This is a genomic window from Paenibacillus sp. MMS20-IR301, assembly GCF_032302195.1.
Taxonomy (GTDB): domain Bacteria; phylum Bacillota; class Bacilli; order Paenibacillales; family Paenibacillaceae; genus Paenibacillus_AQ.
On record NZ_CP135275.1, the window covers coordinates 2,962,918 to 2,980,367 of the forward strand.

Consider the following 17,450-nt stretch of genomic DNA (forward strand, 5'->3'; position numbering starts at 1 on the left):
GACGGCGCTGGAAACAGCACCGACTGCAGAATCGTATTGGCGGCCGTTCCAGACCCAGCCGCAAAATAAAAGCGCAGCATCCGCCAGGTTGAAGGCAGATGCTGCGCTTTTGTTAATGAATAGAATCTTTATTTACAGCGTGCAACGATCATAATCTCCATGCTGTCGACCTTTAAGGGATTCGCTCCAAAATGTCCTGCGGTGCAGCCGTATGCTGCCTCCACCCCGAAGCCTTCACTTTCAAGCAGCATTGCTAATTCTCTGTACGTAAAAGCTGTAGTGTAGATAGTTACCTCTTTGGATTCACCCTCCGGGCTGAGAATCATTTCTTTATCGGCTTTTGTACAAGTATAAGCATCGAATAGCGATTCATCATTAATTTTACGTGCCACGTTAAGGGCATTAATCACGGTGAGAATAAATAAAGATCCGGGCCGCAGGGCTTGTTGCACGCCACGTAGGACCTTCCGGTGGTTCTCCTCACTGCCGGCTAAACCAAATGCGCCTTCACAAAGGCAAATCGCTCCGTCAAACTCCCCGGTAAAGGCGAGTTCACGGGCATCTGCTGCCAGGAATTCTGCCTTCAGCCCTTCACTCAGAGCTGCTCCGTTCGCATATTTAATAAATTCCGTAGAAATATCAACACCGACTGTTTGAATTCCACGACGGGCTAGCTCCAGGCTGTGCCGGCCCGGTCCACAGCCAATATCCAGAACCCGTGCATCCGGCTGCAGATTCATCTCTTCAATCAGGAATTCAACTTCCTGGACTGTTCCCTTGGCAAATCCATAATTTAAGTAATTACCTTTAATGAAATCACCAATCTCTTCGTAGAAGCCACCGTTATACTCAATTCTGGAACTATTAATATCCATTGTTAATCCCTCCGCTTTGATGTAAGCAAGTCCAATTATAAATTCACTTGCTAACCTGTTTTGTAATTTTATAGTAGACCGGAGCGGATATTTCAGTCAAAGGAAGAAATAATTATACTCATTCTGTGCGTGGGCAGCAGGCTGACGCTCTCTCTCCTACAGTCACAAAACAGACCGGCACCTGATTAACGGTGCCGGTCTGTTGAATTAATGATCTGTGTCTAATCCCACCGCTCTTCCAGCTTATCCGCGTAAAAGCTGATAGCTTTGCTGTAGCTCTGTATCCCTGGATCAGCAGAGGTATCAGCAAGCAGCTGCAATAGCAGCTCCATCGCTTCTGCATGCGCGCCCAGATTATGCAGGGTCATCGCCAGGAAGGCCTTAAACTCGGCACGCAGCGGGAACTCCCTTATGCCCTGTTCCAGCATGGCTTGGGACGCCGGATACTCCCCGAGTGTCCTGTACGTACTGCCAAGACCGAGCATCGCCCCCGCCCTCTGTTCCTCATCAGGAAGTCCAAGCGCGAGACTCTGCTCGTAATAGCTGACAGCCTCCCGTTCCAGACCCAGCACATCATGCGTCCAGGCCAGCTGGTAGTACAGTTCAGCGTTGTGGTGATCCCCGTCCAGCAGTTGGAGCAGCAAGATCCTTGCTTCCTCCGCTTGACCGGAGGTGCGCAGCGCTGCGGCAGCTTCAAGTGCAGATGTCATCAGGCTGCCTCCCTTTCTAAAGCTCCGCCCGGAGGGCTGAAATTTGTTATATAAGCTAATCCGGCGGAATCACAGGTAAATTAAGTGGAAATTCTCCACGTATTCAAGTGCCTTAAGCCAAACAATCTGATTTAATTGGATAAATGTCATTTAATTTTCCTGATTTCTATTCTTAACATGAAATGGCAGATGAATAAGTGTTGTTTGTCCACCTATTCTTCTGAACTTAGCATTTTCAGGAGTATTAAATGTCATTTTTCCACTTATTCCTCAGAACACGCAGCGCGAGAGGCGTCATGCAAGAAGACAGCTTCTGCCAGATGCTTCATTGCTGCATTGCCCAAATGAACCCGCTCCTTCAGCTCTGATGCTGAACGCGTTTCTGCAAACCGCCTTACTTCCCGGCAATCTTCTCCGCCAGCTCATTCAGATACGTCCAGCGCTCCATTAAACGCTCCAGCTCAGCTTCAGCCTGACGCTGCTTCTCTACCAGCTCCTGCAGCTTGCCGGAGTCGGCGAATGCAGCTTCCATCTGGGACGCGATGTCCACAAGCTGCTGCTCAGCCTGCTCGATAGCTTCGTCGATGCCCTCGTACTCACGCTGCTCCTTGAAGGTGAATTTCAGCTTCTCACGGGCAGGTGCCGCAGCTGGGGCATCGCCTCCGCCCTGCGCAGCTGCAGGATTCGCACTGCGCCCGGAAGCTGTGTCCGCCTTACCGGAATTCCCGCTGCCGGCCGGCACATTCTTCGCCAGCCATTCCTCGTATTCGCTGTAATCACCGACATGCAGCCGGATGGTTCCATCCTCAAAAGCAATCAGCTTATCTACCGTCCGGTCCAGGAAGTACCGGTCATGCGATACAGTGAAGACCACACCCGGGAATTCGTCGAGATAATCCTCCAGCACTGCCAGTGTGCCGATATCGAGGTCATTCGTCGGCTCATCCAGCAGCAGTACATTCGGCGCACCCATGAGAACACGCAGCAGATACAGGCGTCTCTTCTCGCCGCCGGACAGCTTGGAGATCGGAGTCCACTGCATCGCCGGCGGGAACAGGAACCGCTCCAGCATCTGTCCGGCTGTAATTACACTGCCGTCCGCAGTACGGATAATTTCCGCTTCTTCCTTCACATACTCAATAACCCTCATGCTGAGATCCATGTCCTGATGCTCCTGGGTGAAATACCCCAGCTTCACTGTGGTCCCGAGCTGAACCTCGCCGCTGTCCGGCGTAAGCCTGCCGGCGATCAGATTCAGCAGCGTCGACTTGCCGCTGCCGTTCTTGCCGACGATGCCGACCCGGTCCTGCGGTACGGCAATATAAGTCAGGTCCTTAATCAGGGTCCGGCCGTCCAGCGATTTGGTCAGATCCTGGATTTCAATGATTTTGCGTCCAAGACGTGTTGATGCAACAGAGATGTCCATTGAGGCTGATGAATTGCCGCCTGTGCTCTCCTTCAGCTTCTCGAAGCGGTCAATCCGCGCCTTCTGCTTCGTAGAGCGGGCCTTGGCCCCGCGGCGGATCCAGGCCAGCTCGGTGCGCAGCAGATTCTTGCGCTTCTGTTCCGCCGAGGCCTCGCGCTCTTCACGGTCGGCTTTCAGCTCCAGGAAGCGGGAATAGTTGGCTTCATAGCGGTAGAGATTGCCGCCGTCCAGCTCCAGCATCACGCCCGCTACCCGTTCCAGGAAATAACGGTCATGCGTTACCATCAGCAGCGCCCCGCGGCGTTTCTGCAAATACTGCTCCAGCCAGGCTACGGAATCTGTATCAATATGGTTGGTAGGCTCGTCCAGAATCAGCAGCTCTGAAGGAGTAATCAGCGCAGCGGCAAGCGCCACGCGCTTGCGCTGACCGCCGGAAAGGCTCTCCATCTTGGCCTCAAACGAGGTTATGCCCAGTTTGGTGAGAACGGTCTTGGCTTCACTCTCCAGCTGCCAGGTTCCGGCGGCATCGATGGCCTGGCCAATCCGGACCAGTCTGCCCTCAAGCCCCGTATCTCCCGGGTTCTGCTCCAGCAGCGCCATAACCTCCATATACTCACGCATGGTGGCGAGCTCCGGATCATCTCCGGCAAACACCTGCTGCAGCACTGTGTTCCCCGGTTCATAAGGCGGATTCTGCGCCAGATATTGTACACGCACATCGTTGCCGATGGCGATATTTCCTTCATCAGGGGTATCCAGCCCGGCGATAATCTTCAGAAAGGTGGATTTCCCCGTTCCATTCACGCCAATTACGCCGATTTTGTCCCGGTCATCCATCCCGAAGGATGCGTCACGGAATAGTATTTTCTCCCCGTAGCTCTTAGAGAGATGTTCCACAGTCATAATATTCATCGGTTGTCCTCGCTTGCCTTATATTTTATAACCAGGTCTGGCTGCATCACTTATTGATCTGTGGACGAATCTCCAATGGCCGGATGCAAGCTGCCCAATGCCCCTTTGATGAACAGGCTGGCCGCAAATTTCGCCTGCTTATCCGCATCTGCCTCCGCAAAATCAGGATTAAACAAAATATCCATCTTCAGCCGGTCCAGCATTCCGATATAGGCCTTTGCCATCAGCTCCGGCTCGGTTGCCCCGCCCTCCAGCAGCACCTTCACCACCGCCTGCATGTAAGCCTCCATGAACTGTGCCATGTAAGCCACCAGCTCAGGGTTATTGTTAGGCGCCCGGAAGAACAGCTTCGTATGCTGCTTTCGTTCGTAATAATAGAACAGATGATGCTCGGCAATGGCCGAGAGCTTGTCCGTCAGGACGGAGCTGGCGCTCAGCTTGCCCTCAAGCTGCTCAAGGAACCCTTCACAGTCCCGGCGGGTGACAGCCATGAACAGCTCCTCTTTGCTGGAAAAATATAAATAGACCGTTCCCTTGGCAATTCCTGCCCGCTCTGCCACTTCTGACATCTTCGTCTCGTAGAACCCGCTTGAACCGAAAAGCTCATAAGCAGCATCCAGAATGGCCGCATGCTTGTGTATAGATGCGCTGCCCACCGTTTCACCTCCTCCATGTTATACTCATCCGATGAAGAGCCCCCGGCTTCCTCAGGCCTTCATAAATCATATGTAGCTGACCAGCAGCGCCACCACGCCGCCAAGAATAGAGCTGACAGCATTCACTGCATCATTGTTCATCCACCGCCAGCCCCGGGCATATACCGTAGGCTTACCGCAGTGCTGAGAGGCTTCTACCTCACGGCCGCACACCGTGCAGCGGTTCATCCGCTGGACCGTAGCCCCCAGGACCGAATCGGCAAAAGCCCCTGCCAGCCCGCCGAGCAGTCCGGCCAGCGTAAGCAGCAGGAAAGCCTGCGGCTCCATGCCCGAGACCGCCTGCAGCAGCCAGGAGGCTGCGCCGATCAGCGCCCCGCCGGCCGCTGCTGCCAGCGTGCCCGGCAGCGATACGCCGCCTGAGGTTCCGGCCGGCAGCACCTTGCCGGTCAGCACCGACCGGGGAGGCCGCTTCGCCAGCGTGCCGATCTCCGTCGCCCACGTATCCGAGGTCACGGTAGCCATCACCCCGATGAACAGAAATCCCCACAGCTCCTGCGGATAAATCGCGTTCAGCAGCACCAGCAGCATCCCGAGTCCGCCGTTGGCGAACACCTGCCCGGCATCACGGCGGCCTGTTTTGTCATACGTGGCTTCAAGCTCGGCCTTATTCTCATGATGCAGCTTCGACAGCAGGCTTGAAGAGATGAAGAACAGCAGCAGAATGCCGAACCAGAAGCCGTTCCCGGCCCCGAAATAGATGGTTCCCATCATCACTGCCGCCAGCATCCCGGAGAAGCTGAGCGATTGCTTCCAGAATGCAGCCCCGGCAACCAGCACCGCGCCGCCGGCCCCGATGATCCATTGCAGCACTTGCAGTCCGGTCATCCCTGCTTACCCGATCAGGCAGGTGCCCAGTAGCTTATCGCCCCAGAACAGCTCGAACGAATCACCCGGAACAACCGGCCCTACACCTGCAGGAGTACCGGTGAAGATAATATCATCTTTACCGAGCCCGTAGCGGGAAGCGATGAAATCGATAATTTTCTGCAGCGGAAAAATCATGTTCTGCACGTTCCCGCGCTGCACCTCTACCCCGTTCTTGCGCACCGTGAAATCCGTAGCCTCAAGCTCTTCCTGCTCAGGAAAAGCAATATATGGCGTGAGCGGAGCCGCATTCCTGAAGCCCTTAGCCGGTGTCCACGGCAGGCCCTTCTTCTTCAGATCGCTTTGAATGTCACGGAGCGTAAAATCAAGCCCAAGCGCCATTACATCCACCAGCTCATCGACGGTCATTCCAGGCACGTAGTCACGGGCAATCCGCAGCACCAGCTCACCTTCATAGTGAATCATTCCGGCATCTTTGGGCAGCTCAATGACCGCCTTGTCCAGCGCTACCGCAGCATGTGAAGGCTTCAGGAAAATCAGCGGCTCTGCCGGAACCTCGTTGCCCAGCTCCTCGGCATGTAATACATAATTGCGTCCCACACAGTATACGTTGTTCACTGTTCCACCCATTGATCATTCAGCCCTCTTTCGTCTCAAATAAATAACAGTCCGCTTCAGCTTTGGCTCATTCATTCAGCCCTGCAAAAAAAGCTCACCCCAGATATCCGGGCGGTTCGTACAGATCATAATCTCCGAATGCATTGCTGACAGGCGGCGCATCTCCTTGCCTTTGTTCACTGTCCAGGCCATGATCTTCACGCCTTTATCAGCAAGTGACTTTGCCAGAACCGGGCTGAGCCGGTCGAAGCTGATGGACAACAGGGAGCAACCCAGCTCGTGCAGCTTCCGGGCCGGATCACCGTATCTGGAATCATAGATCAGCCCAGTGTGTATTCGCGGGTCCAGTTCCTTAATCCGCTGCAGCACTCCGGCGTCGAAGGATGTCAGCACCACTTCTTCACGCATCCCCTTGCTGTTCACAAGATCAATGACCGCCTTCTCCAGGCCGGGGTACATATCCCCGCTCGTCTTCAGCTCAATGTTGAGCCGGAGTCTGCCCGCAGCCAGATTTAAGACCTCTTCCAGAGAGGGCACCTTTTCTCCGCGAAAAGCACGCCCCTTCCAGCTCCCTGCATCCAGGCGCCGCATGTGCTCAAAGTCCATATTCTTCACCTTGCCGTGCCCGTTGGTTGTACGGTCCAGTGAAAAATCATGGATGACTACAGGCACGCCGTCCTTCGTCAGCTGAACATCAATCTCCATCCAGCTCACAAAGGGCAGGGCAATCGCCATCCGGACAGCAGCCAGCGTATTCTCGGGTGCTTTGCCGGAAAATCCCCGGTGGGCTACACAAGGGTTATTCATCATCTGCTCTCACCTCCTGCTGAAGTAGGATCTGTCCGGGTATACGTTTATTTTCCGGTTTGAACAACAGTGCCGTCATTGCCGATCTTGACCAGTCCGGAAGATAATGACTCCACCCGCTTCAGTAAAAGCTGGCCGTCTGCCGCATTCATCGGCACCGGCTGGCCCAGCTCGGCATCCATCGGGCTCAGCTTCAGGGAACATTGCCCCTGCTTGCTGCATTCCGCATGGAACACTGCCGTCTCCCAGGTTGCCGGAACGCTCGAGCGCGTAAAGATAAAGTTGCCTGTACTGTAGGCGATCCATTTGCCTTTGTACGGCTCAATTCCCTGCAGTACATGCGGATGCCCGCCCATTACGAGATCTGCTCCGGCATCGATGAAGCTATGTCCCAGCTCCTGCTGGGTTTTATCATACTGCTCGATCCGCTCCTTGCCCCAGTGGACTACGACAACAACCAGATCTGCCTTTTGTTTGGCTGCCTTGATCGCTTTGAGCGCTTCCCTGCTATCATAGACGGAAGCAACCCCTGGACTGCTGGCACCGGCCATCCAGCTGCTCTCCGGGATAACCCGGGTGAAGCCAAGCAGCGCAATCTTAATGCCCTGCCGCTCGAAATACTGCGCCGAGTAAGCCTCCTTGCTGTTCTTCCCTGCCCCTACATACGGGATTCCCCGCTGGCTCAAGTGGCCCAGGGTATCCAGCAGCCCTTCTTCCCCCTGATCCAGCGTATGGTTATTAGCCAGATTGACGGCATCCACTCCGGCGGACTTCAGCGCATCCAGCGCTTTCGGGGCACCTTTGAAGACAAACTGCTTATTTGCGGCACCCACACCGCCTGTAGTTACGGGAGTCTCCAAGTTGGCCACAGTCAGGTCATCCTGCTTGAACATTCCGTTCAGGGCACTGTATGAATAATCATAACCCTTCTTCTCCAGCAGTTCACCCACTTTACCAGCAAAAATAATATCTCCGGCAAAATTCAGCTTCACTGTCCCGCCGGAGGAATTCCCGGGCAGGCCCGCGACAAGGCCGCCTGCGTTACCTTCTGTCCCTTGAGTTCCATCACTCCCGGAGGAATCGTCCTCCTGCTCCGGGGTCGCCTCAGGCTGTTCCGGCTCCGGTTCAGGCACTGGTGTTACTGCCGGCGTCGGCTCAGGCGTAGGCTCGGGCGTAGGCTCAGCGGTAATCTGCGGACTGGCTGTGGGCAGCTCCTCTGCAGCAGGAAGTGCTGCTGCCGAGGCCTCCGGAGACGGCGAAGGCGGCCGCACTGTAGCAGCTGCTGGCGGCGGCGCACTATTCTTCTCTTGCTTATCCATAAATGAGTAGGCCAGCAGACCGGTAATCATGAGAAGCAGCGCTACGTTAATCCATGCCCAGACCGTTCTGCGCCTGCGTTTATTTTTTTTCTTACCCTGTTGTTTGCGTGATCTCGGCGGATACATGAGTGCAAATAATCTCCTTTAACCTTAAAGTGCTTCTATTATAGCATATCTCTTACATACGGCTCCAAAGCTGCCTGATGCGGCTGCACAACTTAACGGTTTATCCTGCATTTGGCCCGGCGGCAATGTTTTTTTCGCTTTTGTACATAACTTTACATAAGAATGATTGATGTTGGTTGTAAAAAGTGTTAGTCTGTCAACGGTAAACTCAAAATACATGCTCTAATTAGAAAGGTAGTACTTATGATAAAAGCACAAAACTTATCCTTCTCATTTCCGCAAAAAGAGCTATATAACAACATTTCATTTACACTGGAAGACAATCAGCATTGCGCTTTCATCGGAACAAGCGGCAGCGGTAAAAGCACCCTGACCGATATCCTGATGGACCCGGAACGGTATTTGTTCGAAGGGCGGCTGGAGATCGAACCCGACTGCAGAATCGGATATGTAAGCCAGTTCTCACAGCTGGACAAAGCTGCCGAAACAACCGTTTTTGAATATATCGGAGAAGAATTTATTAAGATTCAACATGAAATAGACACTATCCTCAAGGCAATGGAAACGTCAACCGACATTGAGCCGTTACTAGAAAAGTACCAGTCCGCTTTAGATGCCTTCGCTGCAATGGGCGGGGATGATTTCGAGAGCATCATTCATAAGCAGCTGAATCTGGCCAATCTCCTGAAGCGGAAAGATCTTGCAGTGTCCAGCCTTAGCGGCGGTGAATTCAAGCTGATTCAAGTGATGAAGGAAATGCTTAACCAGCCGGACTTACTCATTATGGACGAGCCCGATGTATTCCTCGATTTCGAGAATCTGAATGCGCTGAAGAAGCTGATTAATTCGCACAAAGGAATTCTGCTCGTGGTTACGCACAACCGTTATCTGCTCAACCATTGCTTCAACAAAATTATTCATCTTGAGAACATGGAGCTGCAGGAGTTTGACGGCCGGTATATCGATTATAATTTCTTCCTGCTTCAAACCAAAATTGAACTGCAGGAGCTCGCACTCGCCGAAGCAGAGGAAATTGAACGGAACGAGGGCATCATTGATAATCTGCGGGCTATCGCCACCTATAATTCAGAAGCCTCCAGAGGGAGAGCGCTGAAAGCCAGAGTTAAATTCCAGGAAAGACTGGAAGCACGCAGAATTAAAGCACCATTCGTTGATATTAAGCAGCCGGAAATCAGATTCGGGACGGATAACGAAATGGAAGACCGCATTGTTATAGCAGTGAATAATTATAGCGCTGCCTTTGACGAGCTGCTGCTTAACAATGTCAGCTTTGAGATTCAGTCTGGTGATAAAGTAGCCATTATCGGGGCAAACGGCACCGGAAAAACAACGCTGCTCCGGGATATTTTCAGAAATAAGCAGGATTCAATTGAGATCAGTACCGATGTTAAGGTGGCTTACTTATCCCAGCTGCAAGACGAGGTGCTGAAGGACTCGAATACCATCCTGGAAGAATTCATTGACGCCGGATTTGCAGCCTATGATGACATAAGAGCGTATCTTGCAGACTATGGCTTCGAAGGAGAAATCTTCAACCAGAAGATAGCCTCATTATCCGGCGGCGAAAAAAACCTGCTGCAATTGGCGAAAGCTTCTGCCAGTAAGGCAGATGTGCTGCTGCTCGATGAGCCGACAAGCCATTTGGATACCTATACCCAAAGCGCGCTGGAGAAAGCGGTCCAGGAGTATAAAGGCGCCATCCTCATGATCTCTCATGACTTCTATTCAGTGGTAAACGGAATGGATTATGTTCTGATCATTGAGGATAAGACCATCCGAAAAATGAGCATGCGCAAATTCCGGAAGATGATTTATGCCAGCCATTTCGACAGAGACTATCTGGAAACGGAGCAAAAGAAAAAAGCGGTTGAAACAGAAATTGAACTGGCCCTAAAAAATAGTAATTTTGAGCTGGCCAAAGGTTTGGCGGCTGAGCTGGAAGCGCTGATTAAGCTGCTGTAAATGACAATCCCTTCCTTATAAAACACCCCCCAAACATATAAAAAACGGTGAAGCGCGGAACTGCGCCTCACCGTTTTTTTATACCGTGACAGCTGCCGGTTCAGGCAGCTGCTTCAGCTCTGCTGCGGCATGCTCGGCCGTTAGCTTCGCCTGCTTGATGCAGTCCGGCATCCCGATGCCGTCATAGCCTGCACCAAATGCGTACACACCCGGCAGCTTCCGGGCCAGCTCACTGCGCAGGCCGGCAATCCGCCCGGGGTGGCCGACCGGGTATTGCGGCATCGAATTCTTCAGCCGGGTAATCTCTGTGAACAGCGGCTCTGCAGTAATCCCCATGATCTCCTTCAGATCGTTGCGTACCAGCTCAGCAAGTGCTGCATCCGGCAGCTCTACATTCTGCTCATCGCCTGAACGCCCGACATAACAGCGCAGCAGCACCTTGTCATCCGGGCTCGTATGCAGCCATTTCGTCGAGGTCCAGGTGCAGGCTGTAATATTCCGGCCTTCCTTACGGGGAACAAGGAAGCCTGAACCGTCATATTCGGTATTGATATCCTTCTTCGTGAAGGCCATAACCACGTTCGCCACCGATACATAATTCACTGCCTCCAGTGCAGAGACATCGACATGGGGGCGGAGCAGCCCGGCTGCGGCGAAATTCTGCACCGTGACGAATACATCATCGGCTGCCAGCACTTCACCGTTATCCAGCTCCACCTCATAACGGTGGCTGCCTGAAGGCTCAGCACACTGCTTAATGGAGACGGCACCGGTTCCCGTCCGCTGCTCTACATCCTGCAGATCATGGATCAAAGCATGCACCAGGCTCTGCAGCCCCTGGCGGAAGGTCAGGAAGGCACTCTTCTTCGTGCCGGTGTGGGTCTCAGCCGGCTTCCTGCCGGTTGTCATCCCGCGGATCAGACTGCCGTACTGGCGCTCCACTTCGCCGAACTGCGGGAAGGTCGCCTGCAGGCTGATTTTGCGCATATCCCCGGCATAAATGCCGGCAAGCAGCGGCTCAGTCATATTCTCCAGCACCTCTGTCCCAAGGCGCCGCTCAATCAGATCCCCCAGCGATTCATCCTCGGGGCTGCGGCGCGGCGGGAGCACGAAATCCATCAGCGCCCGCATTTTCCCGCCGAAAGTGACCAGCCCGCTCTTCAGGAACGGCTTCAGCTCTGTCGGAATTCCCAGAACGAGACCGGCAGGCATCGGATGAAGCTTACCGCGCTGCAATATGTAGGTCTTCTTGGCATTCGGATTGGTCGTCACCAGCTCATGATCCAGCTCCAGCTCACGGGCCAGATCGCTCATCGCCGTCTTGCGGGCCAGGAAGGAATCCGGGCCCTTCTCGATGACGAAGCCATCCCGGTGCAGCGTCTCTATCTTTCCGCCAAGACACTTATTCTTCTCAATCAGTACAATCTCGGGCTGAATCCCGGCTTCACGGTAATACTTGCGGACATAAAAAGCGGCGCTGAGGCCGCTGAGGCCTCCGCCGATAATGACCACTCTGCGGGCAGACCCGCTCATGGCTGCTTCACCTTAAGCTGGCCTGCCTTTGCACGCACCACATCGCTGAGCACTGACATGTAAGCCGGATCGCTGTTCAGCGAATCAATCCGCAGCAGCCGCATGTCCAGCTCCGAAGCCAGTGCCTGCGCTTCAATATCCAGATCGTACAGCACTTCAAGATGATCGGACACGAACCCGATCGGGGCAGACAGCACATACTTCACCTGGGCTGCGCCCAGCTCACGCAGCGTATCCAGGATATCCGGGCCGAGCCATGGTTCGGCTGTTCTGCCTGCGCTCTGCCAGGTGAACTGCCAGGACTCTACGCCAGCCTGGGCAGCGATTGCCTTGGAGGTCTCCAGCAGCTGGTCACGGTAAGGATCGCCCATAGCAAGAATCCGCTCCGGCAGGCTATGCGCACTGAATAATACACGTACATCCTCCCGTACTGCGCCGGTTTCTTCGAACTCGTCCAGCTTCGCAGTTACCCTGCGGCTGAGTACATCAATCAGTTCCGGATGCAGATGGTAGCTCTCCACAAATTCCATGTTAATTCCGCAGGCATCGGCTTTTTCCTTCGCCCGCTTAATATAAGTCCCAACGCTCATCACGGAATAATGCGGAGCCAGAACGATTCCTATAGCCTGGGTAATCCCGTCCCGGACCATAGCCTCTACACCGTCCTCAATGAAAGGCCGGGCATGCTTCAGTCCCTGGTAGCAGATATACTGAATCTGCCCGCTGTTCAGCTTGGCCTGCAATGCTTCTACCTGCCGGTCTGTATTCTCCCTGAGCGGGAACACTCCTCCGACAATGGCTTCATAGCGGTCCTTCAGTTCTTTGAGCTGTTCTGCGGAAGGCGCATGTCCCCGCCGGATATGCGTGTAGTACGCCTCCACATCCTCCAGACTTTCAGGCGTGCCGTAAGACATTACGAGTACTCCAATTTTGGCCGTCATAGTATCCATCCCCTTCTGCGAATAATGTCCAGGTTAAGAAAAATAAAGAGAACAGCAATTTTTGCTGTCTCTGTCCACCTAATGTATTTACACGCGCGCCGCCGCCTGCTTCAGCGCTGCGGCTGAATACTCATGCACGTAGTCTGTTAATTCCTTTAATGTGTCCAGCGAAGCCTCAGGAAATAATCCGTGGCCCAGATTAAAGATGTAACCCGGCTGTGTAATCCCTTCATCAATCAGTTCCCTGGCCCGTTCTTTCAGTATGTCCATTGGTGCCGTCAGCAGATAAGGGTCGAGGTTGCCCTGAATGGCAAACCTGCCGCCGGTTCTCCGTCTGCCCTCAGTCAGGCTTACCCGCCAGTCCAGTCCGATGACATCGGCCTTAAGCTCCGCCAGGCTGGGGAGCAGCTCCCCGGAGCTGACACCCGGGAAATAAATCTTGGGCACATCAAGATGTGACAGCTCGTCAAAAATCCGGGTAATCGTCGGCAGCACATAGGCTTCGAAATCACGCGGGGCCAGCGCCCCCACCCAGCTGTCAAACAGCTGGAACGCCTTGCCGCCGCTCGCGGCATGCGCCTTGAGATAAGCGATAACCATGTCGCCCAGCTTCTCCATCAGCTTCTCCCATACCTTGGGCTGGCTGAACATCATTTCCTTGGTGCGGTGATAACTCTTTGAGGGTCTGCCCTCAATCAGATAACTGGCAATGGTAAAGGGTGCTCCTGCAAAAGTGATCAGCGGCACATCCAGCTCCTTGTCCAAAAGCTTGATGGTCTCCAGAATGTGGCTGAGATCGCCTTCCACATCAACCGGCTTCAGCCGGTCTACATCTCCCGCGGTCCGGATCGGATTCTCGATGACCGGCCCGATGTTCTTCACAATGTCGAAGTTAACACCAAGGGAGGCTACAGGATTCATAATGTCGGAATACAGAATGGCCGCATCCACACCCAGCTTGCGCACAGGCATCAAGGTTACTTCCGCTGCAAGCTCCGGCTGTCTGCAGATCTCCAGCAGCGAATACTTCTCCTTGATTTTACGGTACTCGGGATCATAACGGCCGGCCTGCCGCATGTACCATACGGGAACGTGCTCCGTACTCTGCTGTCTGCAGGCGCGGATAAAAGTGTCGTTGTAGGTCATGATAAGATCTCCATTAGATTTAATAGATTATTAAAACACATATCATTATTATGCCCCTTTTGCCAGCGGGTAACAACTCCTTCGGCTATTAGGGAATGACAATCCCATGACATTACTATGACAAGTGTTGCACTGCACGGTTTAAAATATATGATATACTGACATAATGTAAATTTTTCGTGAACTATTTAGCTTTGAATCCCCTGAAAGGAAGTGAAAGCACTTTGAAGAATTGGGAGACATGGAAAGTCAACCTCATGGTGCTTTGGTTTGGCCAATTTCTCGTAAATGCCGGTTTAACTATGATTACCCCGTTTCTGTCCCTGTATCTCGCCAAAGATTTAGGCGTGACCGGAGACCGGGCGATCGGAATGTGGGCCGGACTTATTTTTGCCGCAAATTTCCTGACCGCCTTTATCTTTCAGCCGCTGTGGGGCAAGCTGGCCGACAAATACGGCCGTAAAATCATGCTGCTGCGCTCCAGCTTCGGTATGGCCATTGTCATCGTCCTGATGGGTTTCGCCCAGACTCCGATGCAGCTTCTGCTGCTCCGCCTGCTGAACGGGACCATCTCCGGCTTCAATCCCGCCTCTATTGCGCTGGTCTCGGGCACAACGCCCAAAGCGCGCATGGGCTTCGCTATGGGACTCATGCAGTCCGGCGGCGTAGCCGGGACGATTCTCGGGCCGCTGATCGGCGGCGCATTCGCTGACTGGATCGGGTTCCGCCCGATCTTTTATGTTGTCGGGGCACTTCTGTTCGTGGCCTCGCTGCTGGCCTTGTTCCTGGTCAAGGAGAAATTCGACCGGGTGGAAGCGGCTCAGGTTCCGCAGGTATCGGTACTCGCAGGCTTCAAGGAGCTGGCCAAGGTGCCGCAGCTGCCCGCCTTATTCGGCGTTACTTTCCTGCTGCAGTTTGCCATGATCAGCCCGATGTCGCTGCTGCCGATTTATGTAGAGAAGCTCCACGGCTCTGCTGTGAATATCGCCTTCTGGGCAGGTATGGTCAGTGCTGTTACCGGTATCTCGAATATGATCGCTTCCCCCGTGCTCGGCAAGCTCAGCGACAGGGTCGGCGCCCACCGGATTCTGACCTATGCGCTGATTGGCGCCGCCCTGTTCCTTATTCCCCAGGCCTTCGTTACGAGCGTCTGGCAGCTGATTATTATCCGCTTCATGATGGGTGTCTTCATGGGCGGGCTGCTGCCCAGCGTCAACGCGCTTATCCGCTCCTATACGCCTGACGGCAAGGAGAGCCGGGCATTTGGCTTCAACAGCAGCACCCTGGCGCTCGGTAATATGCTCGGCGCGCTGATCGGCGGCTTTTTAGCGGGTTATACCGGGATTGAAGGGCTGTTCATAATCTCCGGCGCTTTCCTGCTGATCAATACTGTCTGGGTCCGGCTCAAGCTGTATAAGCCAACCGAGCTCCGCCTGTTCCGTTAAATTCAGCGGACCATCGCCAGAGCCAGCCCGTCATACGCGGGCAGCAAGGTGCTGGTCAGGCGGGGATCGCCGGCAATCATCTCATTGAACCGGCGCATCGCCTGGACAGCCGGGCCGTTCTTCTCCGGATTCAGCGTACGGCCGCGCAGGAATATATTATCACCGGCAATGATCGCCCCGGGTGAAGCCAGACTGATCGCTGCTTCCAGATAGTTCGGATAGTTCTCCTTATCGGCATCGATGAAGAAGAAATCATACTTTTGGCCCTGTGCTTCGAGCAGCTTCAGGCTGTCGAGCGCCGGGCCGATTTTGTATTCAACCGAATCACCGAAACCGGCCTGCTGTAGATGGCTGTGGGCCAGCTCTGCATATTCGGCCTTAAGCTCCAATGAAGTCAGGCTTCCGCCCGGCTGAAGACCGCGGCACAGACAGATTCCGCTGTAGCCGCCAAGCGCCCCGATTTCCAGGATGCGGGCAGACCGGGAAAGGGTTACCAGCATCGTCAGCAGCCGGCCGTAACCAGGGGCGATGGACACCTCCGGCATGTCTTTTTCCGCTATTGCTCTCTTCACCTCAATTAATAATTCATCCTCTGTATACAGCAGTTCGCTGTATTCTTCCTGATTCGGCATATGTATGCTCCTTAAAATTAATAGTTTGTGTTCCATGGACGGGCATTGTGCAGTGACCTTCATTACCCTATACTGGTATCTGAACGTACTAAACGGTGCAACGGTTCAGAAGCGGGAACCAGCTTCCCTTATTGTACTGGCTTTGCGTATTTATCCACAAGTTAAACGGAGTTGAGAGCATTTGGGCAAATTACAATTGATCGCCACCGCCCCTATGGGGCTGGAGGCTGTCGTAGCACGAGAATTGAATGAACTGGGTTATGAGACCACAACCGAGAATGGGCGGGTCCTGTTCAGCGGTGATTACATCGATATCTGCCGCTGCAACCTTTGGCTGCGCACCTCTGACCGCGTACTGGTCAAAATGGGCCAGTTCCCGGCCAAAACCTTCGACGAGCTGTTCGAAGGCGTCAAAGCGATTAACTGGGAGGACTGGATTCCCGAGAACGGAGAATTCCCGGTCGAAGGCCGCTCCCACAAATCACAGCTGACCAGCGTTCCTGCCTGCCAGGGGATCGTCAAGAAAGCGATTGTCGAGAAGCTGAAGCTGTCGTACCGCACCGAATGGTTCCCTGAGAACGGGCCGCGTTATGTGGTCGAGGTCATTCTGCTGAATGATATCGCACTGATTACGCTCGATACCACCGGACCGGCGCTGCATAAGCGCGGCTACCGCCGCCATGCCACTGAAGCGCCGCTGAAGGAGACGATGGCGGCCGCCCTAATCCAGCTCAGCCGCTGGAACGGGCATCGCCCGCTGTATGATCCCTGCTGCGGCTCCGGCACGATCCTGATAGAAGCCGCAATGATCGCCTGGAACATCGCACCGGGCCTGCGCCGCTCCTTCCCGTCCGAGCACTGGCCGGAAATCCCTCAGCGCTTGTGGGAAGAGGCCCGCGAAGAGGCTTTCGACGCGGTGCGCGATGACTACCCGCTGCAGCTGACCGGAACGGATATCGATCCGGCAGCGATCGAGATTGCCGAAGCCGCCGCGAAGAGCGCCGGACTCGCCGGTGAGATTACCTTCAAGCACATGGCCGCCGCCAAGGCCCGTCCTGAAGGCGAATACGGCTGCATCATCACCAATCCGCCATACGGCGAGCGGATCAGCAATGACAAGGAAGTCGAGAAGCTGACCCGCCAGTTCGGCGAGATGATGCTCTACCTCCCGACCTGGTCCTTCTTCGCGATCAGCCCGTACAAGGAATTCGAGCAATACTACGGCCGCAAGGCGGACAAGCGCCGCAAGCTCTATAACGGACGGATTGAGTGCCAATACTATCAATACCTGGGACCGCTGCCGCCGCGTAACATGTAGGGCGGGGAGTAGACGGACTGTTAGGTGCTGACAGGGCAGTAACTTGGCGCCGACATGCCGACATTAGGTGGCTGGATACCAACTTAGGTAGCTGGATATTAACTCAGGTAATTGGACT

Annotated in this window: 15 protein-coding genes; 3 read left to right on the forward strand and 12 right to left on the reverse strand. The window is 54.2% G+C overall.

From position 1 onward, the window contains the following. Nucleotides 1-128 precede the first annotated feature (128 nt). From LOS79_RS13180 to LOS79_RS13215, 8 genes are all read right to left on the reverse strand, one after another. Entirely contained in the window at nt 129-875 is a 747-nt protein-coding gene (locus LOS79_RS13180; RefSeq protein ID WP_315420362.1) for an SAM-dependent methyltransferase, read from the reverse strand. Between the two features lie 221 nt (nt 876-1,096). Next, complete coding sequence (locus tag LOS79_RS13185; RefSeq protein WP_315420365.1) at nt 1,097-1,585, reverse strand: tetratricopeptide repeat protein; 489 nt, start codon at nt 1,583-1,585, stop codon at nt 1,097-1,099. Between the two features lie 394 nt (nt 1,586-1,979). Next, on the reverse strand, nt 1,980-3,923 hold the full coding sequence (locus LOS79_RS13190) for an ABC-F family ATP-binding cassette domain-containing protein (RefSeq protein WP_315420368.1): 1,944 nt from the start codon (nt 3,921-3,923) through the stop codon (nt 1,980-1,982). Between the two features lie 50 nt (nt 3,924-3,973). Then, nucleotides 3,974-4,579 carry a TetR/AcrR family transcriptional regulator gene (locus LOS79_RS13195; RefSeq protein WP_315420371.1) on the reverse strand — a complete coding sequence of 202 codons (606 nt, stop codon included), beginning with the start codon at nt 4,577-4,579 and terminating at the stop codon, nt 3,974-3,976. Between the two features lie 66 nt (nt 4,580-4,645). Next, the gene (locus LOS79_RS13200; protein ID WP_315422194.1) at nt 4,646-5,446 is read right to left on the reverse strand and encodes a DUF92 domain-containing protein; all 801 of its coding nucleotides are present in this window, start codon (nt 5,444-5,446) and stop codon (nt 4,646-4,648) included. A gap of 24 nt (nt 5,447-5,470) precedes the next feature. Next, a complete protein-coding gene (locus tag LOS79_RS13205) occupies nt 5,471-6,094 on the reverse strand; it encodes a fumarylacetoacetate hydrolase family protein (RefSeq protein ID WP_315420373.1) in 624 nt (207 codons plus the stop codon). A 63-nt stretch (nt 6,095-6,157) separates the two neighbouring features. Next, nucleotides 6,158-6,889, reverse strand: coding sequence for a glycerophosphodiester phosphodiesterase (locus LOS79_RS13210; protein WP_315422196.1), 732 nt, complete (start codon nt 6,887-6,889; stop codon nt 6,158-6,160). Between the two features lie 47 nt (nt 6,890-6,936). After that, nucleotides 6,937-8,334: a CapA family protein gene (locus tag LOS79_RS13215; RefSeq protein WP_315420377.1), complete on the reverse strand. Its 1,398-nt coding sequence runs from the start codon at nt 8,332-8,334 to the stop codon at nt 6,937-6,939. Nucleotides 8,335-8,577: 243 nt separating this feature from the next. Here LOS79_RS13215 and LOS79_RS13220 point away from each other — a divergent pair, with 243 nt between their 5' ends. Continuing rightward, a complete protein-coding gene (locus LOS79_RS13220) occupies nt 8,578-10,317 on the forward strand; it encodes an ABC-F family ATP-binding cassette domain-containing protein (RefSeq protein WP_315420379.1) in 1,740 nt (579 codons plus the stop codon). Nucleotides 10,318-10,395: 78 nt separating this feature from the next. Here the strand turns inward: LOS79_RS13220 and hemG are convergent, their stop codons facing one another. The 3 genes from hemG to hemE all read right to left on the reverse strand — a co-directional run bounded on the left by hemG (nt 10,396) and on the right by hemE (nt 13,937). Then, a complete protein-coding gene (gene hemG, locus LOS79_RS13225; RefSeq protein WP_315420381.1) occupies nt 10,396-11,850 on the reverse strand; it encodes a protoporphyrinogen oxidase in 1,455 nt (484 codons plus the stop codon). Next, on the reverse strand, nt 11,847-12,791 hold the full coding sequence (gene hemH, locus LOS79_RS13230; protein WP_315420383.1) for a ferrochelatase: 945 nt from the start codon (nt 12,789-12,791) through the stop codon (nt 11,847-11,849). The genes hemG and hemH overlap by 4 nt, the downstream gene beginning before the upstream one ends. 87 nt (nt 12,792-12,878) lie before the next feature. Beyond that, nucleotides 12,879-13,937, reverse strand: a complete 1,059-nt coding sequence (gene hemE / locus LOS79_RS13235) for a uroporphyrinogen decarboxylase (RefSeq protein WP_315420385.1) — start codon at nt 13,935-13,937, stop codon at nt 12,879-12,881. A gap of 224 nt (nt 13,938-14,161) precedes the next feature. On the opposite strand from hemE, the gene LOS79_RS13240 reads away from it, so the two are divergent. Beyond that, on the forward strand, nt 14,162-15,382 hold the full coding sequence (locus LOS79_RS13240) for an MFS transporter (RefSeq protein WP_315420387.1): 1,221 nt from the start codon (nt 14,162-14,164) through the stop codon (nt 15,380-15,382). A 2-nt stretch (nt 15,383-15,384) separates the two neighbouring features. Here LOS79_RS13240 and LOS79_RS13245 read toward each other — a convergent pair whose 3' ends face one another. Continuing rightward, entirely contained in the window at nt 15,385-16,014 is a 630-nt protein-coding gene (locus LOS79_RS13245) for an O-methyltransferase (protein WP_315420389.1), read from the reverse strand. Nucleotides 16,015-16,195: 181 nt separating this feature from the next. On the opposite strand from LOS79_RS13245, the gene LOS79_RS13250 reads away from it, so the two are divergent. Further along, the gene (locus tag LOS79_RS13250) at nt 16,196-17,332 is read left to right on the forward strand and encodes a THUMP domain-containing class I SAM-dependent RNA methyltransferase (RefSeq protein ID WP_315420391.1); all 1,137 of its coding nucleotides are present in this window, start codon (nt 16,196-16,198) and stop codon (nt 17,330-17,332) included. Nucleotides 17,333-17,450: the final 118 nt, after the last annotated feature.

Bases quoted from the DNA above. Each gene is read 5' to 3' on its own strand.
- LOS79_RS13180 (WP_315420362.1), bottom strand. From the start codon at position 875: ATGGATATTAATAGTTCCAGAATTGAGTATAACGGTGGCTTCTACGAA.
- LOS79_RS13185 (WP_315420365.1), bottom strand. From the start codon at position 1,585: ATGACATCTGCACTTGAAGCTGCCGCAGCGCTGCGCACCTCCGGTCAA.
- LOS79_RS13190 (WP_315420368.1), bottom strand. From the start codon at position 3,923: ATGAATATTATGACTGTGGAACATCTCTCTAAGAGCTACGGGGAGAAA.
- LOS79_RS13205 (WP_315420373.1), bottom strand. From the start codon at position 6,094: ATGGGTGGAACAGTGAACAACGTATACTGTGTGGGACGCAATTATGTA.
- LOS79_RS13210 (WP_315422196.1), bottom strand. From the start codon at position 6,889: ATGAATAACCCTTGTGTAGCCCACCGGGGATTTTCCGGCAAAGCACCC.
- LOS79_RS13215 (WP_315420377.1), bottom strand. From the start codon at position 8,334: ATGTATCCGCCGAGATCACGCAAACAACAGGGTAAGAAAAAAAATAAA.
- LOS79_RS13220 (WP_315420379.1), top strand. From the start codon at position 8,578: ATGATAAAAGCACAAAACTTATCCTTCTCATTTCCGCAAAAAGAGCTA.
- hemG (WP_315420381.1), bottom strand. From the start codon at position 11,850: ATGAGCGGGTCTGCCCGCAGAGTGGTCATTATCGGCGGAGGCCTCAGC.
- hemH (WP_315420383.1), bottom strand. From the start codon at position 12,791: ATGACGGCCAAAATTGGAGTACTCGTAATGTCTTACGGCACGCCTGAA.
- hemE (WP_315420385.1), bottom strand. From the start codon at position 13,937: ATGACCTACAACGACACTTTTATCCGCGCCTGCAGACAGCAGAGTACG.
- LOS79_RS13245 (WP_315420389.1), bottom strand. From the start codon at position 16,014: ATGCCGAATCAGGAAGAATACAGCGAACTGCTGTATACAGAGGATGAA.